This window comes from Sphingomonas crocodyli (assembly GCF_004005865.1).
GTDB lineage: Bacteria > Pseudomonadota > Alphaproteobacteria > Sphingomonadales > Sphingomonadaceae > Rhizorhabdus > Rhizorhabdus crocodyli.
In genome coordinates this window covers 2421213-2446926 of record NZ_SACN01000001.1, presented here as the reverse complement: position 1 = coordinate 2446926, position 25714 = coordinate 2421213, and the positions used below count along the sequence as shown (strand labels likewise).

The following is a 25714-nucleotide window of genomic DNA, read 5'->3' as shown; positions in this document are numbered from 1 at the left end:
GATGTACGATCTCCTCAAAGGTCTGACCGTGGTCGAAGGCGCGGCGTTCATCGCCGGGCCTTCGTGCGGCCTCCACTTCGCGCAGATGGGCGCGACCGTGATCCGCTTCGACCAGATCGGCGGCGGCCCCGACAGCGCGCGCTGGCCGATCGGTCCGGGCGGGCAGAGCCTCTATTGGGAGGGGCTGAACAAGGGCAAGAAGTCGATCGCGATCGACCTTTCCAAGCCCGAGGGCCGCGAGCTTTCGCAGCGTATCGCGACCAGCGGCGACGGCCTGTTCGTCACCAATTTCCCGGTGCAGGGCTTCCTCAGCTACGAAAAGCTGTCGGCGCTGCGCGAGGATCTGGTCTGCCTGCGCGTGATGGGCTGGGCCGATGGCACGCCCGCGGTCGACTATACGATCAACGCCAGCGTCGGCGTGCCGACGATGACCGGCCATCCCGATGATCCGCGCCCGGTGAACCACGTCCTGCCGGCATGGGATCTTTATGCGGGCGCGATGGCGGCGTTCAACATGCTGGCGGCAGAGCGTGATCGCCGGATCAGCGGCAAGGGCCGCGAAATCCGCCTCGCGCTGTCCGATCTGGCTGCCGCGACGATGGGCAATCTGGGCAATGTCGCCGAAGTGATGTTGGGCGGTGCCGATCGCCCGCGCAGCGGCAACAACCTGTTCGGCGCCTTCGGTCGCGACTTCGCAACGTCGGATGGCGAGCGGGTGATGCTCGTCGCAATCACGCCGCGTCAGTGGACCGGGCTGATCAAGGCGCTGGGCCTCGCCGATGCGATTGCGGCGCTCGAAAGCGAACTCGGCGTCGACTTCGCCAAGGATGAGGGCGCGCGCTTCAACCACCGTGCCCGCGTCGATGCGCTCGTCGAAGGCGCGATCGGGAAGCTGCCTTTGTCGGCCTGTGCCGAGGTGTTCGACGGGGCGGGTTGCACCTGGTCGATCTACCGCACGCTGCAGCAATCGCTGGCGAAGGAGCCGCGGTTGTTCGGCGAAAATCCGATCTTCTCGAACGTCACCCATGCGGGCGGCGCATCCTATCCGACGCCGGGTGCGGCCGCGCGGCTTCCGGCCGACGAGCGCAAGCCCGCCGCGCCCTCGCCGAAGATCGGGCAGGATACGGACGAAGTGCTGGCGACCCTGCTGGGCCTCAGCAGCGGCGAAATCGGCAAGCTTCACGATCAGGGACTGGTGGCATGAGCGACATCACCGAAGACATGATCGCCGAATGGCGCAGCGCGATCGGGCGCACCCAGGCGCTGAAACAGCGGCTCGAAGCCGAACCGCTGCGGCGTTACGCGCTCGCGGTCGGCAGCGACCGCAATGTGGAAAAGGTGCTGCCGCCGCTGGCGCACTGGGCCTTCTTCCTGCCCGAACCCGCCGATGGCGACATCGGTGAGGACGGGCACCCCAAGCGTGGCGGCTTCCTGCCCGCGATCACCTTGCCGCGCCGCATGTTCGCATCGGCCAAGATCCGGTTCGAAGCGCCGCTTTTGATCGGGGAGGAGGCCGAACTGGTCTCGACCGTCGCCGACGTGACCCACAAGAGCGGCCGTTCGGGCGATCTGGTGTTCGTCGAGGTGGACCGCGAGCTGCGCCAGGGCGGCGTGGTGCGCGTCACCGAACGGCAGAGCTACGTCTATCGCGATGCCGACAACAACCCGGTGCCGCTGCCGACGCCGACTGCCGATCCGATCGATGGCGATCTGTGGGAGCCGTCGACGGTCAACCTGTTCCGCTTTTCGGCCGTCACCTTCAACGGGCACCGCATCCATTATGACGTGCCCTATGCGACCGGCGTGGAGGGCTATCCCGCGCTGATCGTCCACGGGCCGTTCATCGCCGCGAAGCTCGCCGCGCTGGCCGCGACCAAGGGCGAATTGGCCAGCTTCGATTTCCGCGCATCGGCCCCGATCTTCCTCGGCCAGCCGATCCGCCTTCAGCACGCCGGCGACGGCGAAGTTCAGGCCGTCCGTTGCGACGGCGCCACCTCCACGTCCGCGAAAGTGACCTACAAATGACCGACTGGATCGCCTCCGCCGCCGCCGCCGCTACCGCCGCGCGCATCTATGCCAAGGCCGCGCAGGCCAAGGTCGGCGCCACGATCGCGCCTTCGGGCAAGGTCGAAAGCAAGCTTGCCGATCAGCAGCAGCGCCTCGTCCACGGCTTCGCCTGGATCGCGACGACCGCCGAAGCCATCGCCGCCACCGCCGATTGGGCGGCGCGCGGGCAGGGTGCCGGCCGCCAGCGTGAGATCGACGTGCTGACGCTGCGCATCGGCGTGGGCGAATATCTGGCGCAGCTGATCGGCGGCGTGCCGATGAGCCAGAACGAATATGCGCGTCCGGGCGAACTCGGCATCGCCGATGCTGCTGCGACGCTCGCGGCGGATGAGGCCGTGAAGACGTTCCTGGCCGACGGCAACACCGCCGAGACGCGCCTCGCGCTCGCGAACCTGCTGCGCGGCGGCGAGCTGCCCGACGAGGCGCTCGACGACGAGACGATGGACATGATCCGCGAACAGTTCCGCACCTTCGCGGCGGACCGGATCGCGCCGAACGCACATGCGTGGCACCTGGCCGACGAACTGATCCCCGACGCGGTGATCGCGGAGATGGCCGAACTGGGCGTGTTCGGCGTCTGCATCGAGGAAGAATTCGGTGGCCTCGGCCTTGGCAAGCTCGCCATGTGCCTCGTCTCCGAAGAATTGTCGCGCGGGTGGATCTGCGCCGGTTCGCTCGGCACCCGTTCGGAAATTGCGGGCGAGCTGATCGGGCAGAACGGCACCGCCGAGCAGAAGGCGAAGTGGCTGCCGGGCATCGCCAGCGGCAAGATCCTGCCCACCGCCGTCTTCACCGAGCCCGACACCGGCTCCGACCTCGCCTCGGTCCGCACCCGCGCGATCAGGCAGGATGACGGCAGCTGGAGCCTGAAGGGCAGCAAGACCTGGATCACCCACGCCGGCCGCGCCGACGTGATGACCGTGCTGTGCCGCACCGATCCGAACACGCCGGGCTATGGCGGGCTTTCGATGATGCTGGCGGCCAAGGGGCGTTCGGAGGGGACCAACTTCCCCGACGAAGGGCTCGACGGCAGCGAGATCGAAGTGCTCGGCTATCGCGGCATGAAGGAGTTCGTGCTGTCGTTCGACGACTTCAAGGTCGCCGAAGACGGGCTGCTCGGCGGGAATGAAGGGCAGGGCTTCAAGCAGCTGATGAAGACCTTCGAAGGCGCGCGCATCCAGACGGCGGCGCGTGCGATCGGCGTGGGCTGGAACGCGTTCGACGTCGCGCTGCGCTACGCCACCGAGCGCAAGCAGTTCGGCAAGCAACTCGCCGATTTCCCGCGTGTCACCGACAAGCTGGCCCTCATGGTCGCCGAACTGGTGATGGCGCGCGAGCTGACCTATTCGTCGGCGCGCCACAAGGACAAGGGCCAGCGTTGCGATATCGAAGCGGGCATGGCCAAGCTGCTCGGGGCGCGGGTCGCGTGGTCGAATGCCGACCTCAACGTCCAGATCCACGGCGGCAATGGCTATGCGCTCGAATATGAAGCGAGCCGCATCCTGTGCGACGCGCGCATCCTCAACATCTTCGAGGGCGCGGCGGAGATTCAGGCGCACGTGATCGGGCGCGGGCTGGCGGCGGCGTAAGCACTTACGTCATCCCGGCGGAGGCCGGGATCTCCGGAGCAGCGAAGCGCGTGAGCCTCCTGAGATCCCGGCCTCCGCCGGGATGACGAAGTTTCCCATAGGAAACTTCCTACAGCACCGCCTTGAACAAGGCCGCCGCATCCTCGCGGCCGGTCGAGCGCGAGACGCGCTTCGTGATCTGCCAGCGCCCCTCGCGCCTCTCCAGTTCCCAGCGCCCGAACGACTGGCGCCACACCTTCACCTCTCCATCCTCGCGCACATAAACGGTCGCATAGCCGGTCGCGGTCGCGCGCGTGCCGTCGATATCGACCACGAACGGCCCCATCACATGTGCGCAATTGGGCAGGATCGCCTGATGCAGCGGCGATGCGACGATGCCGCGCGTCGCATCGCGCCCGTCCATGAACACGCTGGCGTCGATGTCGACATGGGTATCCTCGGCATAGAGCAAGCTCGCTTCGATCTCGCTGTTGCTGTCGACGGCAAGGCCGTAGCGGATCAGGTGCGCCTGGATCGCGCGTTCGTCCTCCAGCCGCTCGATGCGGGCGGCGAGTTGTTCAAGGGTGGGGGCGGTCGTCTCCATATCTCCGGGTAACCGTGTTGGCGCAGTCCGGCATAGCCGAAACGGTGTAGGTGGCTTCCCATTGAAACCCATTATAGCTTAGGTTCAGTCGAACAGAGACCGCCAACCGGCGGCGCGTGGATCGAGGAACCGAATGAGCGATATCTACCCCGCCTATGCCGAAATCGTATCGCGGCTGACCGCGCCGGGGGCGCCGTTCGAAATCGTGCCGGTCGCGGTGCGCGGTGAGGAAATCCGGGCCTATGCGGGCGCGTCCGAAAATCTGATCGACATCTATCTCGATACCGCCGCCAAGTTCGCCGATCGCCCGCTGCTGTGGGAAAATGGCGATTTCACGAGCTATGCGGAGATGTTCGCGGCGGCGTGGCGCCTGGCGGGCGGGCTGGCCGATCGGTTCGGCGTGGGGCCGGGCGACCGGGTCGGCATCGTTATGCGCAATCGCGGCGAATATCTGCTGTCGCTGTTCGCCTGCGCGCGGATCGGCGCGGTCGCAGTGCTGGTCAACAGCCGCGGTTCGGCGGACGAACTCAGCGCGGCGACCAGCGATGTCGATTGCAAGGTGATCATCGCCGATGGCCCGCGCGCGGCCCTGCTACGCAAGGGCGGCTGCGATGCGCCGATCGTCTTCATTCCGGAGGATGATCGCCCGGTCGACGTGTCGGGCGCCACGCCGTTCGCGGAATTGACCGATGCGCGGCAGGCGGAAGCGCCGATCATCCGCGTCGCGCTCGACGATCCGTGCTGGATCCTGTTCACATCGGGCACGTCGGGGCGGCCCAAGGGCGCGGTGCTGACCCAGCGCAACATCACCCAGATGATCCACAATCTCGGCTTCTACGCCGCGAGCGGGATGGCGCTGGCCGCGACCTTGATGAAGGTCGAGATCGACGTGATCCGCAAGAATGCGAAGCCGCCGTCGAACCTGCTGATCGTGCCCCTGTTCCACATTTCGGGGCTGACCGCGATTGCGGGCTCGCTGATGGGCGGCGGCCTGATCACGATCATGCGCCGATGGGACAAAGAAGAGGCCGCGCGCCTGATCGCCGCCAATAGCGTGACGCAGCTTACCGGGCCGCCGATGGTGTTCGAAGATCTGCTCGACCTGCCCGATGGCGTCGCGCGGATGGCGACGATCAACAATGTCGCGATCGGCGGGCAGGCGCTGCCGCCCAATTTGGCGCAGCGTATCCGCGATGCCTTCCCGCGCGTGAGCCTGGGCAATGGCTGGGGCATGACCGAGGCGAGCGGCAGCGTGTGCGCAGGCTCCGGTCCGCTGATGGCGCCGCGCCCGCGATCGGCCGGGATGATCTGCCCGGTGATGGAAACGCGCGCGGTCGACGAGACGGGCAAGGTGCTTCCGGCCGGGGAATCGGGAGAGCTGCAGGTGCGCGGGCCGTTCGTGATGGCCGGTTACTGGAACCAGCCGGAGAAGACTGCCGAGGTTCTGAAGGACGGCTGGTATGCCACCGGTGACGTCGGCTTCATCGATGCGCAGGGCTACATCCACATCGTCGATCGCCTGAAGGAGATGATCATCACCCACGGCGAGAACGTCTATTGCGCCGAGGTGGAGCGCGTTCTTGAAGCGTCGGGCCAGTTTCTGGAGGTGTCGACCTTCGGCATTCCCGATGAGCGCGCAGGCGAACTGATGGTCGCGGCGGTCGTGCCGCGTCCGGATGGGCCGAAGGATGCCGCGGGCGTGAAGGCGATCGCGAAGGCGGGGCTTGCCGATTACAAGGTGCCCGCGCATGTCATGATCGGGATGCGTTCGCTGCCGCGTACCGCGACCGGCAAGGTCGAGAAGCGCAAGCTGCGGGAGGCGTTTCTGGCGAATCTCGAAACCGCCTGAAAAGGGCGGGCGAGCGGAGAGGATAAGATGACGACGAAGCTCGATGCCGATGCGCGCGCCGCGCTCGACGAATATTATACGCTGGTGACGGTGCCGGTCGAAACGCTGCCGCACCTCGAATATCGCGCGCGGGTCGATGCCGGGGGCGATCTCAAGCCCAAGCAGCCTATTACGCGGGTCGAGGATTTCGCGGTGCCGGGGCCGGATGGTGACATTCCGGTGCGGCTCTATGCGCATGGTGACGCGCCCGCGCCGACGCTGGTTTTCTATCATGGCGGCGGTTTCGTGATCGGATCGATCAAGAGCCATGACGCGACTGCGCGGGCGATTGCGCTGGCGACGGGCTGGGCGGTGCTGTCGGTCGACTATCGCCTTGCACCCGAGCATCGTTTCCCGGCGGCGGCGGAGGATTGCTATGCCGCGCTTGTCTGGGCGGCGTCCGATGCGGCGAAGGCGAAGGGGATCGACACCGCGAACCTCGCGGTCGGCGGCGACAGCGCGGGCGGCAATCTGGCGGCGGTCGCATCGATCATGGCGCGCGATCGGGGCGGGCCGGTGCTGCGGCATCAGCTGCTGATCTACCCGGTGGTCGACGTCGATTTCGACACGCCGAGCTATCTCGAAAATGCCGACGGCTATCTGCTCAGCCGCGATGCGATGAAATGGTATTGGGATCATTATATGGGCCCCGATGGCGACCGCAGCCATCCGCACGCGACGCCGATCAACGCCGAAGTCCACGATCTTCCGCCCGCCACCGTTATCACCGCCGGCTTCGATCCGCTGCGTGACGAGGGGGAGGCTTATGCGAAGAAGCTGGAGGCCGCCGGCGTCGACGTCGAGATGACGCGCTATCCGGGCGCGTTCCACGGCTTCGTCGGGATGGGCGATCTTCAGTCGGGTCGCGATGCGATGGCGCAGATCGCGCGTCGGCTGACGGGATCGGTAGCCTAAGCCGTCGGCTGACTCTGCAGTTCGATCAGCTGGCCGTAGAGGAAGCTGCCCGAGACGATCACGTCCTGGTGGATAAAGCCCTGCACCGTGCTCGCGCCCTTCGCGCCCGATCCGCCGGGGCCGAAGACGCGGATGTGCAGGCGGTCGCCCAGCGTCGTGCCCAGCGCGGCCTGTAGCCGCTCGGCGGCTTCGGCGACGGCGTCGCCGGAAGGATAGCGGATCGCGAAGTGGGGGACGCCGAAGGGTTTGCTGCGGGCTATGCTGCGGTAATCGGCGAGGGTGGCGGCGAAGTCCGCATCCTCGTTCGCAAGCTTCAGAAGACGCGCCTCGACCGCCTGCTGTTCGGGCCGCATTGGCGACAGGAAGAAGGCGTTGTTGCGCATGTCGCGATCGGCGGGATTGGGGTGGACGGCAAGGAAGCTTTCCTCGCCGTCGCCCGAAAATCCGGTGTCCGATATCGCGCAGCCCAGCGCCTCGGCCATCGCCACCGCAAGGTGCCGTTCGCCGGGGCGGTAGAGCGTTTCGACATGGTTGAGCAGATTGCCGGTATAGGTGGCGATCCGCTCCACCGCGTCAGATCCCGAACGCCTGGATGGCGATCCGATCGGTGTGGAAATGCGCGTCGCCGAACAGTTCGCCGGCGACGCGGACGCGCTTGTAGAACAGGCCGATGTCGAGTTCGTCGGTGACGCCGATGCCGCCGTGCATGTGCGTCGCCTCGACCATCACGTCATAAGCCAGCTTGCTCATCGCGCCCTTCGACAGGCTGCACAGCATGGTCGCGGCCTTGTCGCCCTCGTCGAGCGCACGCAGCGCCTTGAGGACGGCGCCGCGGGTCAGATCGAGCCGGGCGTAGAGGCGCGCCGCGCGATGCTGCAGCGCCTGGAAGCTGCCGATTGGGCGCCCGAACTGCACGCGCTCCTTGAGATAGGCGACGGTGCGGTCGAAAGCTTCGTCGGCGATGCCGAGCAGTTCGGCCGCCAGCAGCGCGCGGGCGACGTCGAGCGTGCGGGCGATGGCCGCCTTGGCCGCGCCCGCATCGCCCAGCGGCGTGGCGGGGGCGTCGGCAAAGTCGATCTCGGCGGCGTTGCGGCTGTCGATCAGGTCGAGCGGACGGACGGTGACGCCCGCCGCCGACGGATCGACCAGGAACAGGCCCGGTCCATTATCGGTCGCCGCGACGACGATCAGCAGCTTCGCGCCGACGCCGTCGAGGACGATCTTCTTGGTGCCGCTGATCTTGCCGTCCTTGAAGGTGACGGCGGTGCCGGCCGGATTGTGGCGCAGCCCTTCTTCGAACGCGAAGCCGGTGACCAGATCACCCGCGATGATCTTCGGCAGCAGATCGGCCTTCAGTTCGGCGCTGCCCGCCTGCACCACCAGTTCGGCGGCGATCGCGGCCGACAGGAAGGGGGTGGGGGCCAGAGTATGCCCCATCTGCTCGGCGATCAGGCCGGCGGCGGCATAGCCCATGCCCAGACCACCTTCGGCCTCGGGCACATGCGGGGCGATGAAGCCGTTTTCGGCCATCTCGCTCCATACCGACGGCGTGTAGCGCAGCGTATCGCCGCTATCGCGCAGCGTGCGCAGGGCGGAGACGGGTGCCGACTTGGCGAGGAAGCCGCGCGCGGCGTCGACGAGCATCACCTCGTCTTCGGTCAATACCAGCGGCATGGATCAGAGCTCCGGAAGGCCAAGCGCGCGCTTGGACAGGATGTTGAGCTGCACCTCGTTCGAACCGCCCGCAATGCAATTGGCGGGGGCGTGGAGGTAGGAATGGACCGGCTCGCTGAAGAGGTCGTTCACGGCATCGAAGCCGCTGATGCTCATCAGCAATTCGCCGCGGCGATAATTGAGCTCGGTGCCCATGAGTTTCAGGACCGAAGGCGCGAATTGCGAGAATTGCTTCGCCTTGCCCATGTCCTTGAGCCGCTCGACCGCGATGCCCAGCACCCAGCTTTCGATCTCGTGATTGGCGATCGCCATGCGCAGGCTCGGATCGGCCTTGAGGCCGTCGGCGCCCAGCTTGGCCTTGGCGACGCTCGACACCGTCTCGGTGACCGAATTGGTCATCGACGAACCGATCATCTCGCGTTCGTGGCCGAGCAGATATTTGGTGACGTCCCAACCCTTGCCGCGCGGGCCGACGACATTGCCCTCGGGTGCGGTGGCATTGTCGAAGAAGGTCTGCACGAAGGGGGCGTCGCCGTTGATCAGCGTGATCGGCTTCGTCGTGACGCCGGGCTGGTCCATGTCGACCAGAATGAAGCTGATCCCCTGATGCTTGGGCGCGTCAGGTTCGGTGCGGACGAGCGCGAAGATCATGTCGCACTTGTCGCCGTTGGTGGTCCAGATCTTCGATCCGTTGATCACCCACTGGCCGTCCTTCAACTCGCCCTTGGTCGAGAGCGAAGCGAGGTCGGAGCCGGCGCCCGGTTCCGAATAGCCCTGCGCCCAGCGGATTTCGCCGCGCGCGATCTTGGGCAGATGTTCGGCCTTCTGTTCGGGCGTGCCGAAGTGGAGCAGTGCCGGCCCGAGCATCCAGATGCCCAGGCTCTGCAGCGGCGGCTGCGCCTGGATGCGGCGCAGTTCCTGCTGCAAGATGCCGGCGCGATGCTTGTCGAGGCCCGCGCCGCCATATTCGACCGGCCATTCGGGCACGGTCCAGCCCTTGTCGCGCATCCGTTCAAACCAGACCTTCTGGTCCTCGTCCTGGAACTCGGCCTTGCGGCCGCCCCAGTAATTGAAGGTCGAAAAACCCCGGAAGGCGCCGCGCCGGCTCTGGGGGCAGTTCGCCTCCAGCCAGGCGCGCGTTTCGGCGCGGAAATCGTCAAGCTCGCTCATGGCCCAGTCCTCAGGAAATGCCGAACAGCTTCAGCGCGTTTTCGCGCAGGAATTTCGGCCAAACCTCATCCTTCAGCGGCAGATTATCCAAGTCGCTGAAGATCGTGTCGAGGCTGATGCCCATCGGGAAATAGCCCGCATAGAGCACCTTATCGGCGCCGCGAGAGTTCATATAGTTGATGATCGACTTGGGATAATGCTTCGGGCGGAAGGCCGAGGGGCTGTAATACAGGTTCGGGAACTTGATCATCAGCTTGACGGCTAGATCGTCCCAGGGCTCGGCGCCGTGGCGCATCACGAACTTGAGTTCGGGGAAGAACCACACGACCTCTTCGATCAGCTCTGTCTTCTGCACCATGCTGGGGAAGCGCGGGCCACAAATGCCGGTGTTGACGAAGACGGGCAGCCCTTCCTCGACGCAGGCGGCGTAGATCGGGAACATCTTCTTGTCGTCGATCGCGACCTGGGGGACGAGGCCCGAGGGGAAGATCGAGACGGCGTTGATCCCCTGATCGCGCTTCGCCTGCTTGATGCGGCGGACTTCCTCCATGCCCCGGTTCGGATTGACGTCGAGGCACTGGAGGAAGCGATGGCGGTTCTTCGAGATCGCTTCGCTGATCTCGGGGCGGCCCGTATAGGCGCCGACCATCGCACGTTCGATATTGTGCTTGTCCATCTGCTGGAGAACCCAGCCGACCTTGTCATCGGTGTCGCCGACCGAGGGGATGTCCTTGAACATGTACTGCGCGGGCATCTTGAACTGCTGACGGCTTTCCTCGTCCATCATCAGCGGCTTGAGATATTCGTACATCTCATGATTGCTGGACGACATGGGGATGCCCAGCATCAGATCGATGGCGGCGATGTCCTTGGGCCTCGGCATGAAAATCCCTCCTCTCGTTGCGCTCTATCGGCGCGGAGAAGGGGCGTGAATGCGCGCAAAATGCCGCAGGCCGGTCTCCCCTCCGCCCGTTCGTTATAGTGCGTTATAGTAGCCGGGGAGGGCTATCAAGCGGATTCGGGTGCGCTTTCCGGAAGCACGGACTGGTGAAGCGCGGCGAGCAGTTCGGGGCGATATTCCTCGCCGAACATGCCCAGGCACACGATCAGGATCGACGCCCGCATCTCGCTGCGCATGCGCACGGCATCCCAGCCGCGACGGACCCATCGCTGCATCGTCGCTTCGTACATGCGCGTGATCTGCGCGGTCAGCATCGGCTTGGGCAGATCGAGCCGGATCGTGCCGTCATCGACCAGCCCTTCGACCAGCGGGCGCAGCAGCAGATCCGACAACGGGGAGATCAGCCGTGCGCTTTCCTCCGCACCCAGAGTCGCCATCCCGCGCGAAAGGGCGCGGTAGAAATGCGGCTTGCGTTCGAACACCTGCAGCAGATGTTCGATGACCGCGAGGACGCGATCGACCGGCGGGGCAGGGGAGATCGTGGCATAGACCGCATGGAAATGCTCGATCTCGCGCTGGAACACAGCCTCCAGGATCGCGGCCTTCGAACCGAACAGATTATAGGGCGTGGCAAGACTCAGCCCCGCGCGCGCCGCCAGTTCGGGCATCGAGAATTCGCCATTCTCGCGCTCGTTGATCAGTTCCTTCGCCGCGCGGACGAGGCGCTGGCGCCGCTCGTTCATGCCGCGTGCACGCGCACCGGCGGGCGTCAAGTCCTCATTGGGGGCTGTTTCCATGTTTCCGAGCATTAGGTGAAAGCCGGATTGCGTCAAGCAAAGGCAGTAGCCCTTGCCTATGATGATCAAGCTAACCAGATAGAGATTACTGAATCGAGCGGGGAATGATGATGACGGAAGCGGTGATCGTATCGACGGCACGGACGGGAATCGGCCGCGCGTACAAGGGCGCGTTCAACGATACCGAGGCGCCCGCGCTGAGCGCCCACGTCATTCGCGCCGCTGTCGAGCGGGCGGGAATCGATCCCGCGAGCGCCGACGATGTTTTCTGGGGCGTGGCCAGCCAGTATGGCAATCAGGGCTATAATCAGGGGCGCATGGTCGTCTTTTCGGCCGGCCTGCCGATCACGGTTCCGGGATTCACGATGGACCGCAAGTGCGGTTCGGGCCTGACTGCGATCGCGATGGCCGCGCGCTCGATCGTGTCGGGCGATATCGATGTCGCGATCGCGGGCGGGATGGAATCGATCTCGCTGACGATGAACAAGCATGCGCCGACCTACCGCCGGGAATCGGACAGCGTGAAGGCGGGTAACGCTCTCGCCTATATGGCGATGCTGGAGACCGCAGAGGTCGTCGCCGAACGCTACAATATCAGCCGAGAGGCGCAGGACGAATATTCGGCCGAGAGCCACCGTCGCGCCGCCGCGGCGCAGGCCGAGGGCCGCTTCGCCGACGAGATCGTGCCGATCACCGTCACCAAGAACATCGTCGAGAAGGACGGCAGCGTTTCGGGCACCGAGCAGGTGACGCTCGACCGCGACGAGGGCGTGCGCGGGGACACGACGCTCGAAGGCCTCGCCAAGCTCAAGCCCGTCTGGAAGGACGGCATGCTCATCCAGGAAGGCAAGTTCATCACCGCTGGCAATTCCAGCCAGCTGTCCGACGGCGCCTCCGCGCAGGTGCTGATGAGCCGCGCGGCTGCCGAAAAGGGCGGCCATCCGATCCTGGGCGTCTATCGCGGTTTCCAGGCCTATGGCTGCGGGCCGGAGGAAATGGGCATCGGCCCGGTCTTCGCGATCCCCAAACTGCTCGACCGCGCGGGCCTGAAGATTTCGGACATCGGCCTGTGGGAGCTGAACGAGGCGTTCGGCAGCCAGGTCGTCTATTGCCGCGACAAGCTGGGCATCGATCCGTCGATCTACAATGTCGACGGCGGCGGCATTTCGATGGGCCATCCCTTCGGCATGACCGGCAGCCGCATTGCGGGCCACGCGCTGATCGAAGGCAAGCGCCGCGGCGTTAAATATGTCGTCGCGTCCATGTGCATCGCGGGCGGCATGGGCGCCGCCGCTCTGTTCGAGATCGTCTGACCGGGGGAGGGGCGCCGGACCGGCTCCGGCGCCCTTCGCCTTATTGCGCGGCGATTTCCGCCTGCGTGTTCTTGAGCCGGCCCAGCCCGATGCTGTCGCTGGCTTCGATCGGAACGCCCGTCGTCTCCAATATGCGTGAGACGGTCATGTACTGGCACGCCGCGATCAAAGTGGTGAACGTGCCCTCGATCCCGAAATGCGCGCGCATTTCCGTCAGCGCAGCGTCGCTCGGCCGCACGTCGCGGACGAGTTCGTCGACGAAGCGCATGATCGCCTTTTCCTTCGCATCGAAGATCGGATTGTCGGGCGTCGTCTTGATCGCCTGAATCTTGTCCTCGGCCATGCCCAGGTAGCGCGCGAACGCCTGATGCTGGAACTGTTCATAGGCGCAGTTGCTGAGATGCCCGACGCGCAGGATCGCGATCTCGCGCAGCAGCGGATCGAGCGACTTGGTGTGCATCACCGCGCGCGCCAGCGCCGAAAAGCCGGGGCGAAGATCGTCGGCGATATGGCCGAACATCCGTTCGATGTTCAGCGCGGCGGGATCGCTGTCGCCTTGCGGGTAAGGAATGCGCGGTTCGGCCATCATCATCTCTCCTCATCTGTTTTGCAGCGATGATGATAGCGATGGCGGTTTCGAACGAAAGGGCCGCCTTGCTGCCGCAACGCAGATCAGCCTAGCATTTGCGCCGAACCAGAAAGAGGAGCGGGACGTGGCGAAATATCAGCTGTTGGTGGTCACAAATCCGGTCGAAGGCCGCGAGGACGAATATAATGACTGGTACGACAATCAGCATCTGGCCGATGTGATCGCGATGGACGGCTATACTGCCGCCAAACGCTACACCGTCACCGCGCTGATGGGCGACAAGCCCGCCGGCACCTATGCTGCGGTCTATGAAATGGAGACCGAGGATCCGATCACGGCGTTCGAAAGCCTCGGCAAGGCGATGGACGCCGGCACGATGTACATTTCGGACGCGATGGACCCGGTGCGGCTGTCGGTCTCGCTGCTGACGCCGATCGGGTAACGTCCCCACTTTCCTCGTCATTGCGAGGAGCCGCAGGCGACGAAGCAATCCAGGCCCGCACTTGAGTTAGGTCGCGAGCCTCTCTCATTCGGGCCTGGATTGCTTCGCTGCGCTCGCAATGACGAGTGTTTGTGGAGAGGCTACCTCTCCACCACCGGCGCGAACATATAGCCTTCGTTGCGCACCGTGCGGATTAGTTCGGTGCTGCCCTCGCTGCCCAGCTTGCGGCGCAGGCGGCTGACCTGCACGTCGATCGCGCGGTCATAGAGTTCGCTGTCCGAACCGCGCGCATAATCGAGCAGTTGATCGCGCGTCAGCACGCGGCGCGGATGCTCGACGAAGGCGCGCAGCAGGCGGAACTCGCCGTCGGACAGGATCACCGGCCGATCGTTCGGATCGTAGAGTGCGTGCGCCTCGACATCCATGCGCCAGCCCGAGAAGCGATATCCGGGTTCCTTCGCCGCGTCCTTTGCCTTGCCCGCCGCCGGTTCGGCGCGCACGCGGCGCAGCACGGTGCGAATGCGCGCCAAAAGCTCGCGCGGATTGCATGGCTTGGCCAGATAATCCTCGGCGCCCATTTCGAGGCCGACGATCCGATCGACATCGGTGCCGACCGCCGACAGCATGATCACCGGCGGCCCTTCATCACGCTGCAACCCGCGCAGCGCCGACAAGCCATCCTCGCGCGGCATCATCACGTCGAGCACGATCAGATCGTATCGGTGCGCAGCCAGCCGTTCGCGCATCTCGATCGGATCGGCGGCAGTGTCGGCGCGAAATCCGTGCTTTTCCAGAAAGGATGACATGAGCGTGCGGATGCCCGGATCGTCGTCGACGATGAGGATGCGGGTATCGAGATCCATGAAGGTAGCAATGGCGTTCATCCGCCTGCTTTGCCAGCCCCTTGTCGCCGGCATTTTTCAGGCGAGGGCGCACGCACGCTACAAAGATGAAATCTGTGTGCAACACAGGAGCCGGAAACCCAGGCTGTCGGCGACCGACAGGCCCCGTTCGTTCTGCCCCTGTGACGGATCCGGGCACTGGTTGTCGTAATGCCTGCAACGGTGCGTGGAGCCTGCGACCCTCCTCATGCCGTTGCAGGCCGCCCCATTTTACGCGCGCGTGCGAGGATGAAGACGATGGGATTTCCGGGGGCCATTGGGCAGGCTGATCAGCCGCCGCAGACTCAGTCTGTCGGCGTGCGCCCCGACGTGGCATCTTCGCGCCCCATGACGCCGTCCTTCCTTCAGCGCCTGCGCGGCCCCACGTTGATGGTGCAGATCCTGATCCTGCTGGTCGGCGGACTGGTGATCGCGCAGCTCGTGACCCTGCTGCTCACCCTGCTGCTGCCGCCCGCGCCGACACCGCAATATGATCTGCGCACCGTCGCCGCCGCGCTGCGCGAGAGCGAGGAGAGCCGGACCGGCAATCTGCAGCATATCATCCAGCCGGGGCCGCCCGATCTGGGCGGGCGCGGATGGCTGGTCTCCGAACGATCGCGCGCCGAACTCGCGACCTTGCTCAAGGTCGGGGCGGACGATGTGCGGCTGAGCTTCTACACCCCGTTGCCGTTCGCGGGCACCGTTGCTGGCCGCAAGCTGGCGATGGCGAATGATGGGCCGGTGGGCGGGGCGACCCCCGTAAGCTGGACGCCGCAGGCCAACTCCGGCTCGCTGCTCGTGCTGGCGCAGGCGACGATGCCACCGGTCGACCGGCTTGGGCCGATGCTGCCACGCACGCCCGACGGGCAGATCCGGCCGCGCATCGGCGCGCCCAATCGCGAAATGCTGCCCCCCGGCGTCCGCCGCCGGATCGAGGAGCGGCGCAACAGCTCCGATCCGTCGACCGCAGGCCCGGTCACGCGGCCACTGGACGGGCGCGGCGCGGGCCAGCTCATCACGATCGATCCGACCCCGTTGCAGGGGCGCGACGGCATCTGGATCGGCGGCGATCATGGCGAGACGATCCCGCCCATCCTGCGCGGTGGAACAGACGGTGCCACAGGCGGGGGCACGATCATTACCCAGCCCGGTAGCGGCACGATCCCGCAGATCGGCGCGGCGCTTCGCGAGCGGATCGGCGAGGGCGGCTTTTTTGAGCGGCGGCCGCTGATGGGGGCGCCCTTTGCGCCGTCCCAATCGCAACTTCGCTCGGTGATGCCAACGATCGAGACCGAGGCGTCGCGCGTGCCGGTCGCGCCGATGCTCGAAATGCCGCGCGAGGCCGTCACGATCGAACGGCGCGCACCCGTCGTCATGCCCGCGCCGCAGCCGGTGGCGCCGCAGGAAATGCCGTTCGTCGCGGCGACCCCGCCCGCCGATCCGCTGGAGGGCGCCACTGTCGTTTCGACGCCCGAAGGCGATTTTCTCGAGCCCGCCATTCCGCTCCTGCCGCGCGAACGCGGGCTGTTCGGCCTCGCGCCCGCGCCTTTCGTGGAGGGCGATTTCGTGGCGGCGCTGCGCCTGCCCGACGGGCGCTGGTCGGTCGTCCAGCCGGCGGCCGAACCTTTCCCGAACAGCTGGCAGCGGCGCGTGCTTCTGTGGTTCATCATCGCCTTCGCGACCGTCGCGCCGCTCGCCTGGCTCTTTTCGCGGCGGATCGTGAAACCGCTAAGGGGCTTTGCCGAGGCGGCCGAGGCGCTGGGTCGCGATCCGACTGCGGCGGTCATCCCGCTCGACGGCCCGGCCGAAGTCGGCCGCGCGGCCAATGCCTTCAACGTGATGCAGAGCCGGGTGAAGAGTTTCGTGGGCGATCGCACCGCGATGATCGGCGCGATCAGCCACGATCTGCGCACCCCGCTCACCCGCCTGCGCTTCCGCATTGAGGAGGTCGACGACGACGCCGTTCGCGCGGGCATGATCGAGGAGGTCGAGGAGATGGAGATGATGATCACCTCCGTCCTCGCCTTCATCCGCGACGCATCGGCGCCGGGCGTGCGCGAACGGCTCGATCTCGGCGCGATCGTCGAGGATGTCGCCGAGGATGCGGCGCTGGTCGGCAGTGACGTGCGGGTCGAACGGCTGACGGCCGCGCCGGTCGAGGTCGACGTGCTCGGTATGCGGCGGCTGTTCGCCAACCTTGTCGAAAATGCCGTCAAATATGGCGATCGCGCGCGGCTGCGCCTGTCGATCGATCAGGGCGATGCCGTTGCCGAGATTATCGACGATGGCCCCGGCGTGCCCGAGGAGGATCTGGAGCGCGCCTTCGAACCCTTCTACCGCGCGGCCAATGCGCGGGCGGGCGACAAGCGCGGCAATGGCCTCGGCCTCGCCGTCTGCCGCTCGATCGCCCGCGCGCATGGCGGCGACGTCCACTTGCTGCGCTCGCCCGAAGGTTTCAAGGCGCAGCTGCGGCTGCCGCTCGCTTATGATGCCGCGACGGTGGCGGCCTGACCCCAAAACTCCCCTCCCTTCTAGGGAGGGGCAAGGGGGTGGGTGCGAGCGACGAAGTCGCGAGCATCCTCGCTTGTCGCGCTAAACTTCGCCAAGGGCATCGAGCCCTTGGCTTCGTCACCCACCCCTAACCCCTCCCTTGCAGGGAGGGGGATAGAATCAGGGAACCGTCGGAATATCCACCGGATCGGTGGGCGCCCCCGGATCGGGGTCGACGGGCGAGGGGACCGGGATGTCGACCGGCGTATCGATCGGAACTTCGCGGGCGGGTGGGGGCTGGGTGGCCATGTCGTATCTCCTTCGGTGAAGGAAACGCATGGGGCTGCGGGAGGTTCGAAGGTCCGTCCCGTATAGCTTGCGTTCAGCCGCAAAGGCCCAAAACGGAAAGCGCCGGGACCTTTCGATCCCGGCGCCGGTGACGATTTCTCGTCAGCCCCCTTGAGCGGGCTCTACGCGGCGTCGCCCCTAATGACGCGCGGAGCCGTTTCTCCCCGAACCTGGCCGTTTTCCGTGCCTTTGTCCGTGAAAAGGTGCCTACCCGCATGGCTGGTTCTTGTCATCGGATTTCAAGGGAGCAACATACGAAAGCCGCGCGGTGTGTTTTCTGCGCAACAGCCGTTTCGGCGCCGCGCGCTGTTGCTCCGGCGCTTCGCGCGGCATAGACAGCGCCATCCTTATCGAAAGATCCGACCACTCATGCGCCTGTCCCGCCACTTCCTGCCCGTTACCAAGGAATCGCCCGCCGACGCCCAGATCGTCAGCCACAAGCTGATGCTGCGCGCAGGGATGATCCGCCAGACCGCCGCCGGCATCTACGCCTGGCTGCCGCTGGGCCATCGGGTGCTGCGCAAGATCGAACAGATCGTGCGCGAGGAGCAGGATCGCGCCGGCGCGGTGGAATTGCTGATGCCGACGCTGCAGTCGGCCGATCTGTGGCGCCAGTCGGGCCGTTACGACGCCTACGGCCCCGAAATGCTGCGCATCAAGGACCGGCACGACCGCGAAATCCTCTACGGCCCCACCAATGAGGAGATGATCACCGCGATCTTCCGCGATTCGGCGCGCAGCTATCGCGATCTTCCGCGCACGCTCTATCATATCCAGTGGAAGTTCCGGGACGAGGTCCGCCCCCGCTTCGGCGTGATGCGCGGGCGCGAATTCCTGATGAAGGACGCCTACAGCTTCGACATGGATGAAGCGGGCGCGCGTCACAGCTATAACCGCATGTTCGTCGCCTATCTGCGCACCTACAAGCGGATGGGTCTGCGCGCGATCCCGATGCAGGCCGATACCGGCCCGATCGGCGGCGATCTTTCGCACGAGTTCATCGTCCTCGCCCCCACCGGCGAGAGCGAGGTCTTCTACCACCAGAATTGGGAGCAGGACCGCGCGCTCGAGGTCGATGCTGACGATGCGGTCGCGCTGCAGGCGTTCGTTTCGGGCCTGACCACCGATTATTCGGCGACCGACGAGAAGCGCGACGAGGCGCGCGAGGCGGCGGCGGGCGATGCGCTCAAGACGTCGCGCGGCATCGAAGTCGGCCACATCTTCTACTTCGGCACCAAATATTCGGCGCCGATGGGGCTGAAGGTGCAGGGCACCGATGGCTCCGAAGTGATCCCGCACATGGGCAGCTATGGCATCGGCGTGTCGCGCCTGATGGGCGCGATCATCGAAGCGAGCCATGACGATGCCGGCATCATCTGGCCCGACGCGGTCGCGCCTTACGCCGTTGGCCTGATCAACATGCGCGCCGACGATGCGCGCTGTGCGGCCGCCAGCGACGATATCTACGCCAAGCTGCAGACCGCGGGGGTCGAGGTTCTGTACGACGATCGCGACGAACGCGGCGGCGCGAAGTTCGCGACGATGGACGTGATCGGCCTGCCCTGGCAGCTCGTCGTCGGCCCCAAGGGGCTCGACAAGGGCGTCGTCGAACTCAAGCGCCGCGCCACGGGCGAGAAGATCGAGCTGTCGGTCGAAGACGCGATCGCGAGGATCGTCGGTTGAACCACACATTGTCATCCCCGCGAAGGCGGGGACCCATCCAGTCTCTCCGCGAGGGAAGGCATTGGATAGGCCCCCGCCTTCGCGGGGGTGACGCCCTGTGGGGAGCGTCATGATCCTCTCCCGCTACGAGCGGATGATCGCGAAGCGTTATCTCCTTCCGGGGAAGGGGGAGGCGTTCATCGCGCTCGTCGCGTCGATCAGCCTCGTCGCGGTCGCGCTGGGCGTCGCCGCGCTCATCATCGTGATGAGCGTGATGAACGGCTTCCGCGCCGAACTGTTCGACAAGATCGTGGGGCTGAACGGCCATGCGGTCATCCAGGGCTATGACAACAAGCTGCCCGACTGGCGTCGCGTCGCGGCCGAGGCGAAGGCGCTGCCGGGCGTCACCTCCGCGACTCCGCTGATCGAACAGCCGCTGATGGCGAGCTTTGCCGGCCGCGTCGAAGGCGTGCTGGTGCGCGGGCTGACGACCGAGGATATCCGCACCAATCCGGTGCTGCGCGGCAAGGTGATCGCCGGTTCGCTCGATGCGGTGACGCAGGGCGAGGGGCGGGTCGCGATTGGCGCGCGCCTGGCCGAACAGCTGGGCGCGCAGGTCGGCAGCCAGATCAGCCTGATCAGCCCCGATGGCCAATCGACCCCGTTCGGCACGGTGCCGCGCATCGTTTCCTATCAGGTCGCCGCAATCTTCGAAGTCGGCGTCTATGATTATGACAAGGCGTTCGTTGTGATGCCGATGGCCGAGGCGCAGACCCTGCTGATGCTGGGCGACGCGGTTGGCATGGTCGAGGTGCAGACGACCGATCCCGATCGGGTCGGCGAGATCCTGGCCCCGCTCAAGCCCAAGATCGCGATGGTCGGGCAGGTCAGCGACTGGCGCGACATGAACGCTTCCTTGTTCGAGGCGCTGGCGGTCGAGCGGGTGGCGATGTTCGTGGTGCTCTCGCTCATCATCCTCGTCGCGGTGTTCAACATCCTCTCCTCGCTGATCATGCTGGTGCGCGCCAAGACGCGCGACATCGCGATCCTGCGCACGATGGGCGCGTCGCGCGGGGCACTGATGCGGGTGTTCATGGTGGTGGGCACGACGATTGGGACGCTCGGCACCGTCGCGGGCATCGCGCTGGGCGCGGTGTTCCTGTTTTATCGGCAGGCGGTGGTGAACTTCGTTCAGTTGGTGACCGGCCAGAATCTCTGGGATCCGTCGATCCGCTTCCTGACCGAATTGCCGTCCAAGACCGATCCGGTCGAAGTGACGGTGATCGTGATCATGTCGCTGGGCTTCAGCTTCCTCGCGACGCTCTATCCCGCGTGGAAGGCCGCGAGCACCGATCCCGTACAGGTGCTGCGTTATGAGTGACGTTCTCGCTGTCTCCGGTCTCAAGCGCAGCTTCTCGCAGGGCGGGGCGACGATCGACGTGCTGCGCGGGGTCGATCTCCACGTCGGCCCCGGCGAGATCGTGGCGCTGCTCGGCCCCAGCGGATCGGGCAAGTCCACCCTGCTGCAGGCGGTCGGCCTGCTCGAAGGCGGGTTCGAAGGATCGATCCGGATTGCGGGCGAGGAAGCGGCGCGTGCCGACAATGCCGGCCGCACCCGCATCCGCCGTGATGCGCTGGGCTTCGTCTATCAGTTCCACCATCTCCTCCCCGATTTCTCGGCGGTGGAGAATGTCGTGCTGCCGCAACTGATTCACGGCGCGGAGACCGATGTGGCGACGAAGCGTGCGGAAGCTTTGTTGTCGGCGCTCGGCCTCGGTCATCGCCTGACGCATCGGCCGAGCCAGCTGTCGGGCGGCGAGCAGCAGCGTGTCGCCGTTGCCCGCGCGCTCGCCAATCGGCCCGCTTTGGTGCTGGCGGACGAGCCGACCGGTAATCTCGACGAGGGCACGGCCGACATCGTCCTCGCCGAGTTCCTCCGCCTCGTGCGCGGGGAGGGGAGTGCGGCTCTGGTAGCGACGCATAACGAGCGTCTGGCGATGAAGATGGACCGCGTGGTGCGCCTCCACGATGGGCAGTTGAGCTGATCGATTAACCACGCCGGCCAAGGGCTTCCTTAACCCTTCGCCTTTAGTCGCAATCGAATGCTCGCCTGTGCGACTCACACGATTGCGCTTCTGGCCCGGCTGCGTCGCAGCAACCGGGGCGCGGTCGCGTTGATGGGGGCGCTGTCGCTGTCGGTCATCGTCGGCATGGGCGCCTTCGCGGTCGAGGCGAGCCAGGGCTATGCGCAGAAGGTGCGCAATCAGCGCGTGTCGGACATGGCCGCGCTCGCCGGCGCGCTCGCCTACAACGTCAACAAGAGCGAGATCGAGATGCGCGCGACCGCGAAGGCCGTCGTCGCTGCGCAGGGCGTCGCCGCGAGCGCCGCGACCGTCAACCTCATCACCGATCCGACGACGTCGAAGCAGCTTGTTTCCGTCACCGTCACCACCCCGGTCCCACTGGCGCTCGCGCGCGTGATGACGTCGGCGCTCAGCTATGACGTGACCAGCGTGGGCATGGCGACGGTGAGCGCCACGACGACGACCGCGCCGCCCTGCATCTCCGCGCTGTCGGGCGCGGGCCAATATGGGATCGATCTTACGGGCGGCCCCTCGCTGGAAGCGCCGAATTGCGCGATCAATAGCAATTCGGGGATGAGCGTGCCCTGGGGAGCGCGCATGAAAGGGAAGCAGTTCAATTCGGGCAAGAAGATCGACGATCCCGGCACCGGCGTCACCACCGATCCGACCCCGAACAACATCAATCAGAACAAATCCAATTCGGCTGTCGACTGGATGAAGGATGACAGCGCGCTCAAGGCGTTGCTGTGCAAGGTCAACAAGCTGACCGGGGTGTCGGATGGTGACTATCCCGACGGCAACACCGTCTGTTCGACCACGCTGACTGCACCGACGACCTATGCCAATACCGGCGCGGCGGATGTGACTCTGGGCTATCGTCCGCGCAGCGACGGCGGCGTTCACGCGTTTCAGACCGCCGATTATAGCTGCAAATATATCATACCGGCGGGCAATTATACGGTCGGCAAGCTGACCATTCCCGGCGGCTGCGAATTGACCGTGGTCGATGGCGCGAACATCCGCGCGGATTCGATCGACATGAGCGGCAGCGCCATGACCGTCGGCAACGGCAATTTCATCGTCGGCGGTGTCTTCGGCTTCAACAGCGGATCGCTGATCACGATCGGCAACGGCAATCACAGCTTCGGCACGCTTTCGATCACGGGCGGGCGCACGCTCCAGGTCGGCACCGGCAATTTCAACGTCACCAACGGCATCAGCCTCGACGGCGGATCCTATCTGAAGGTGAACATCGCGGCGGGAAATAGCGTCACGGTCGGCCACAATAGCGGCACCGCAATCTCGGTCGGCGGGGGCAGCTTCGTCTGCTTCACGGCCAATTGCGATGCGCCCAGCGCCGCTGCTGGCAATTTCAGCTCGAACGGCACCATCGTCACCTCGGGCGGCAGCACGATCATCTTTCCCAAGGCGCTGACCCACACGATCGCGGGCGATCTGAACCTCAACGGTAGCTCGACCTTCGGTTCGGGCACCTATGTGATCAAGGGCAATTTCACGAACAATACCGGCGGCACGATGACGGGAGCGGATGTCAGCTTCGGGCTGGGCGGCACGTTCAATCTGTCGGGCGGCACATCGATGGAGCTTGCCGCACCTTCATCCGCGTCGAGCTACGGCGTGCCGGGTATCCTGATCGCGACCAAGAGCATGCAGGCGACGAAGATCGGCGGCGGATCACAGAACAAATATGCCGGCCTGCTCTACGCGCCCAAATCCTCGGTCCTGCTGGATGGAGGCGCATCGATGACGAGTTCGTCGGCCGGCTGCCTGATGATGATCGTCAACACCCTCTCGCTGAACGGGGGCGCTGCCGTTGCGAGCAGTTGTACCGGCCTTGGCGGCACGTCGGGCACGTCCGACAGCGTGGCGCTGTACAAATGATCGCGCTGCTCGCCCGCTTGCGCCGCGACCAACGCGGGGTCGCCACGATCGAGTTCGGGCTGATCTCGGTCCTGTTCTTCGCGGTCATCTCCGGCGCGCTCGATATCGGCATCTGGTATCAGCACCGCCTGCGGCTCGATTCCGCGGTGGAGCAGGGCGGGGTGGCCGCGTTCAACCAGCGCAGCGCCGTCGATGCCAATGCGATCGGCACCTTCGTCGCCGCCGCATCGCAGCTGTCGACCGCGCCCACCGTCACCGTGACCTGCAACGGCGCCACCTGCGTGAACAGCGGGCGGACCAGCAAATGCCTTGGCGGCACCAGCGGCGATCCGACCTTCACCAATCCGGTCGCCTCGCTTTGCCTCGATGGTAGCCTGCCGGGCTATTATATGGTCATCAAGGCGGTGGCATCGTCGTCCAGCGTGGTCGTGCCGATCGCGCGCTTCGGCGGATCTATGACGCAGACCAGCCGCGCGATCGTGAGGCTGCAATGACGCGCCTGATCCGCGACATGCGCGGCGTCACGGCGGTTGAGTTCGCGCTCGTCGCGCCCGTCTTCCTGATGTTCATGTTCATGATCATCGATGGCGCGCGTGAGGTGTGGACCTATCAGACGCTCCAGCAGGTCGCGACGGCCTCCGCGCGCTGTGCAGGGCTGGGCACCACCGACTGCAATTCGAGCGCGAATGTGAAGGCTTATGCGGTGGCGAAGGCCAATGGCTTCGGCGTGCCGCTCACCGCGTCGGCGGTGACGCTGACGACGGGAACGACCTGCCAGTCGATGGCGAACATGACCAAGGTGGCGATCGTGACGAGCTATCAGGGCGCGACGACAAAGTTGCTGCCGAGTTCGCTGTCGACCCTGCGCACGGAAAGCTGCTTTCCGACCGCGCCGACGACCTAGCCCCACACACCTCGTCATTGCGAGGAGCCGAAGGCGACGAAGCAATCCACTCCGCAGTCCGGAATGGATTGCTTCGCTACGCTCGCAATGACGAACCTTGGTGGCTAGGTCGGATTGAGTTAGCCCTTTCGTCAAACAAGAGGAGAGGGCGAATGAACCGACTGAAGGGACGGGTGGCGATCGTCACCGGTGGCGCGCGGGGGATTGGCGGGGCGATTGCGAAACGCTTTGTGGACGAAGGCGCGCAGGTCGCGATTTCCGACATATTGGTCGCCGATGGCGAGGCGCTGGCGAAGGAACTGGGCGAGGCGGCGATCTTCATCCGCGCCGACGTGAAAAGCGCCGATGACTGGGCGATGCTGGTCAAGGCAGTGGTCGATCGCTTCGGCGGGGTCGACATTCTCGTCAACAATGCGGGCGGCGCGCCGGGGATCGGCAATCTGATCGACGAGACCGAGGAGTTCCACCGCCACGTCGTCGATCTCAACCTCACCGGCACATGGGCGGGGATCAAGGCCGTCATCCCGGCGATGAGGGCGCGCGGGGGCGGATCGATCGTCAACATCTCGTCGATGGACGGGCTGGTCGGCGTCCCCGGTGTCGCCAGCTATTGCGCGGCCAAGTTTGCGGTGACGGGCCTCACCAAGTCGGCGGCGCTCGAACTCGGCCGCTTCGGCATTCGCGTCAATTCGATCCATCCGGGGATGATCGGGACGCCGCTCGTCCTCCAGAGCGGGGCCGCGACGCTCTCGCGCGTCGAAAAGTCGCTCGCGCACCAGCCGATCCGTCGGATGGGCAAGCCCGAGGAGGTCGCGGCGGCGGCCGCCTTCTTCGCGTCGGACGACAGCAGTTTTTGCACCGGCTCCGAACTGCTCGTCGACGGCGGCCACATTGCGGGCCCGGCGCGGGAGGAGGTGGGCGGTCTGGTGATGCACGAGGGGCAGTAAGCCTCGCCTAAACTCCTCGTCATTGCGAGGAGCCGCAGGTGACGAAGCAATCCAGGCCCGCACTTGAGTTAGGTCGCGACCCTCTCCAGTGCGGGCCTGGATTGCTTCGCTCCGCTCGCAATGACGAGTGGGGCGGGGCCTTACCCCTCCAGCTTCGCCCGCATTTCGGCTTCCTGCGCCGCCACCTCAGGCGGCAGGAAATCGATCAGGTCCGCCTCGGTGTAGGTCGGCCGGATCTCGATCTCGCTGGGGCCGGGCATCGGATTGGGGCAGCGTTTCACCCACGCGACCGCCTCGTCCATGTCCTTGACGTCCCAGATCCAATAGCCTGCGACCTGATTGTTGGGGACGTCGAATGGCCCTTCGATCACGGTGCGGCTTTCGCCGTCGAAGCGGATGCGCTTGGCGGCCGAGGTGGGCTTCAGCCCGTCGCCATCCTTCAGGATGCCGGCGTCGATCAGCTCCTGATTATATTTGCCCATCGCCTCGAACATGCCGGGATCGGGCATCGCGCCCGCTTCGCTGTCGGTGGTCGCCTTCACGAGAATCAGGACTTTCATCGGACGTC

The 25714-nt window shown here is 65.7% G+C and carries 24 protein-coding genes and 1 pseudogene; 15 read left to right on the top strand and 10 right to left on the bottom strand.

Annotated features, from left to right (window positions below; genetic code table 11):
- Window position 1: 1 nt before the first annotated feature.
- The 3 genes from EOD43_RS11710 to EOD43_RS11700 are packed head-to-tail and all read left to right on the top strand — an operon-like array spanning window position 2 to window position 3656.
- Window positions 2–1204, top strand: coding sequence for a CoA transferase (locus tag EOD43_RS11710; RefSeq protein WP_127743988.1), 1203 nt, complete (start codon window positions 2–4; stop codon window positions 1202–1204).
- A complete protein-coding gene (locus EOD43_RS11705; protein WP_127743987.1) occupies window positions 1201–2025 on the top strand; it encodes an HTD2 family dehydratase in 825 nt (274 codons plus the stop codon). Before EOD43_RS11710 ends, EOD43_RS11705 begins: the two co-directional genes overlap by 4 nt.
- Window positions 2022–3656 (top strand): acyl-CoA dehydrogenase family protein, encoded by a 1635-nt coding sequence (locus EOD43_RS11700; protein ID WP_127743985.1) that lies wholly within the window; start codon window positions 2022–2024, stop codon window positions 3654–3656. The genes EOD43_RS11705 and EOD43_RS11700 overlap by 4 nt, the downstream gene beginning before the upstream one ends.
- A gap of 109 nt (window positions 3657–3765) precedes the next feature.
- Here EOD43_RS11700 and EOD43_RS11695 read toward each other — a convergent pair whose 3' ends face one another.
- The gene (locus EOD43_RS11695; protein ID WP_164857206.1) at window positions 3766–4239 is read right to left on the bottom strand and encodes a nuclear transport factor 2 family protein; all 474 of its coding nucleotides are present in this window, start codon (window positions 4237–4239) and stop codon (window positions 3766–3768) included.
- Between the two features lie 133 nt (window positions 4240–4372).
- On the opposite strand from EOD43_RS11695, the gene EOD43_RS11690 reads away from it, so the two are divergent.
- Complete coding sequence (locus EOD43_RS11690) at window positions 4373–6088, top strand: class I adenylate-forming enzyme family protein (RefSeq protein ID WP_127743980.1); 1716 nt, start codon at window positions 4373–4375, stop codon at window positions 6086–6088.
- Window positions 6089–6115: 27 nt separating this feature from the next.
- Window positions 6116–7042 (top strand): alpha/beta hydrolase, encoded by a 927-nt coding sequence (locus EOD43_RS11685; protein ID WP_127743978.1) that lies wholly within the window; start codon window positions 6116–6118, stop codon window positions 7040–7042.
- Here EOD43_RS11685 and EOD43_RS11680 read toward each other — a convergent pair.
- The 5 genes from EOD43_RS11680 to EOD43_RS11660 form a co-directional block, all read right to left on the bottom strand.
- Window positions 7039–7611: a hypothetical protein gene (locus EOD43_RS11680; protein ID WP_127743976.1), complete on the bottom strand. Its 573-nt coding sequence runs from the start codon at window positions 7609–7611 to the stop codon at window positions 7039–7041. The genes EOD43_RS11685 and EOD43_RS11680 overlap by 4 nt on opposite strands.
- A gap of 4 nt (window positions 7612–7615) precedes the next feature.
- On the bottom strand, window positions 7616–8716 hold the full coding sequence (locus EOD43_RS11675) for an acyl-CoA dehydrogenase family protein (RefSeq protein ID WP_127743974.1): 1101 nt from the start codon (window positions 8714–8716) through the stop codon (window positions 7616–7618).
- A 3-nt stretch (window positions 8717–8719) separates the two neighbouring features.
- Window positions 8720–9886, bottom strand: coding sequence for an acyl-CoA dehydrogenase family protein (locus tag EOD43_RS11670; RefSeq protein WP_127743972.1), 1167 nt, complete (start codon window positions 9884–9886; stop codon window positions 8720–8722).
- A 10-nt stretch (window positions 9887–9896) separates the two neighbouring features.
- Window positions 9897–10769, bottom strand: a complete 873-nt coding sequence (locus tag EOD43_RS11665; protein ID WP_127743970.1) for an amidohydrolase family protein — start codon at window positions 10767–10769, stop codon at window positions 9897–9899.
- Between the two features lie 125 nt (window positions 10770–10894).
- Complete coding sequence (locus EOD43_RS11660; protein WP_164857205.1) at window positions 10895–11584, bottom strand: TetR/AcrR family transcriptional regulator; 690 nt, start codon at window positions 11582–11584, stop codon at window positions 10895–10897.
- A 110-nt stretch (window positions 11585–11694) separates the two neighbouring features.
- Here EOD43_RS11660 and EOD43_RS11655 point away from each other — a divergent pair, with 110 nt between their 5' ends.
- Window positions 11695–12897 carry a thiolase family protein gene (locus tag EOD43_RS11655; protein WP_127744724.1) on the top strand — a complete coding sequence of 401 codons (1203 nt, stop codon included), beginning with the start codon at window positions 11695–11697 and terminating at the stop codon, window positions 12895–12897.
- 40 nt (window positions 12898–12937) lie between these two features.
- Here the strand turns inward: EOD43_RS11655 and EOD43_RS11650 are convergent, their stop codons facing one another.
- Window positions 12938–13486, bottom strand: a complete 549-nt coding sequence (locus tag EOD43_RS11650; RefSeq protein WP_164857204.1) for a carboxymuconolactone decarboxylase family protein — start codon at window positions 13484–13486, stop codon at window positions 12938–12940.
- 124 nt (window positions 13487–13610) lie between these two features.
- Between EOD43_RS11650 and EOD43_RS11645 the strand changes: the two genes are divergently transcribed.
- Window positions 13611–13928 carry a DUF4286 family protein gene (locus EOD43_RS11645; RefSeq protein WP_127743964.1) on the top strand — a complete coding sequence of 106 codons (318 nt, stop codon included), beginning with the start codon at window positions 13611–13613 and terminating at the stop codon, window positions 13926–13928.
- 140 nt (window positions 13929–14068) lie between these two features.
- Here the strand turns inward: EOD43_RS11645 and EOD43_RS11640 are convergent, their stop codons facing one another.
- On the bottom strand, window positions 14069–14812 hold the full coding sequence (locus EOD43_RS11640; RefSeq protein ID WP_240653161.1) for a response regulator: 744 nt from the start codon (window positions 14810–14812) through the stop codon (window positions 14069–14071).
- Window positions 14813–15067: 255 nt separating this feature from the next.
- Between EOD43_RS11640 and EOD43_RS11635 the strand changes: the two genes are divergently transcribed.
- Complete coding sequence (locus tag EOD43_RS11635) at window positions 15068–17320, top strand: ATP-binding protein (RefSeq protein ID WP_164857203.1); 2253 nt, start codon at window positions 15068–15070, stop codon at window positions 17318–17320.
- 159 nt (window positions 17321–17479) lie between these two features.
- Here EOD43_RS11635 and EOD43_RS24055 read toward each other — a convergent pair whose 3' ends face one another.
- Window positions 17480–17608 carry a hypothetical protein gene (locus EOD43_RS24055; protein WP_276318188.1) on the bottom strand — a complete coding sequence of 43 codons (129 nt, stop codon included), beginning with the start codon at window positions 17606–17608 and terminating at the stop codon, window positions 17480–17482.
- A gap of 408 nt (window positions 17609–18016) precedes the next feature.
- Here EOD43_RS24055 and proS point away from each other — a divergent pair, with 408 nt between their 5' ends.
- The 7 genes from proS (at window position 18017) to EOD43_RS11600 (ending at window position 25146) form a co-directional block, all read left to right on the top strand.
- Complete coding sequence (proS, locus tag EOD43_RS11630; RefSeq protein ID WP_127743958.1) at window positions 18017–19330, top strand: proline--tRNA ligase; 1314 nt, start codon at window positions 18017–18019, stop codon at window positions 19328–19330.
- 109 nt (window positions 19331–19439) lie between these two features.
- Window positions 19440–20690, top strand: a complete 1251-nt coding sequence (locus tag EOD43_RS11625; RefSeq protein ID WP_127743956.1) for a lipoprotein-releasing ABC transporter permease subunit — start codon at window positions 19440–19442, stop codon at window positions 20688–20690.
- Window positions 20683–21354, top strand: a complete 672-nt coding sequence (locus tag EOD43_RS11620; protein WP_127743954.1) for an ABC transporter ATP-binding protein — start codon at window positions 20683–20685, stop codon at window positions 21352–21354. The genes EOD43_RS11625 and EOD43_RS11620 overlap by 8 nt, the downstream gene beginning before the upstream one ends.
- A 57-nt stretch (window positions 21355–21411) precedes the next feature.
- Window positions 21412–23295 carry a pilus assembly protein TadG-related protein gene (locus EOD43_RS11615; protein WP_127743953.1) on the top strand — a complete coding sequence of 628 codons (1884 nt, stop codon included), beginning with the start codon at window positions 21412–21414 and terminating at the stop codon, window positions 23293–23295.
- Window positions 23292–23789, top strand: a complete 498-nt coding sequence (locus tag EOD43_RS11610; protein ID WP_127743951.1) for a TadE/TadG family type IV pilus assembly protein — start codon at window positions 23292–23294, stop codon at window positions 23787–23789. The genes EOD43_RS11615 and EOD43_RS11610 overlap by 4 nt, the downstream gene beginning before the upstream one ends.
- On the top strand, window positions 23786–24199 hold the full coding sequence (locus tag EOD43_RS11605) for a TadE/TadG family type IV pilus assembly protein (RefSeq protein WP_127743949.1): 414 nt from the start codon (window positions 23786–23788) through the stop codon (window positions 24197–24199). The genes EOD43_RS11610 and EOD43_RS11605 overlap by 4 nt, the downstream gene beginning before the upstream one ends.
- Before the next feature lie 152 nt (window positions 24200–24351).
- Window positions 24352–25146: a glucose 1-dehydrogenase gene (locus EOD43_RS11600; RefSeq protein ID WP_127743947.1), complete on the top strand. Its 795-nt coding sequence runs from the start codon at window positions 24352–24354 to the stop codon at window positions 25144–25146.
- Between the two features lie 221 nt (window positions 25147–25367).
- On the opposite strand, the pseudogene EOD43_RS11595 reads toward EOD43_RS11600, so the two are convergent.
- Window positions 25368–25706: pseudogene (locus tag EOD43_RS11595) on the bottom strand (YciI family protein); the annotation flags it as partial.
- Window positions 25707–25714 lie beyond the last annotated feature (8 nt).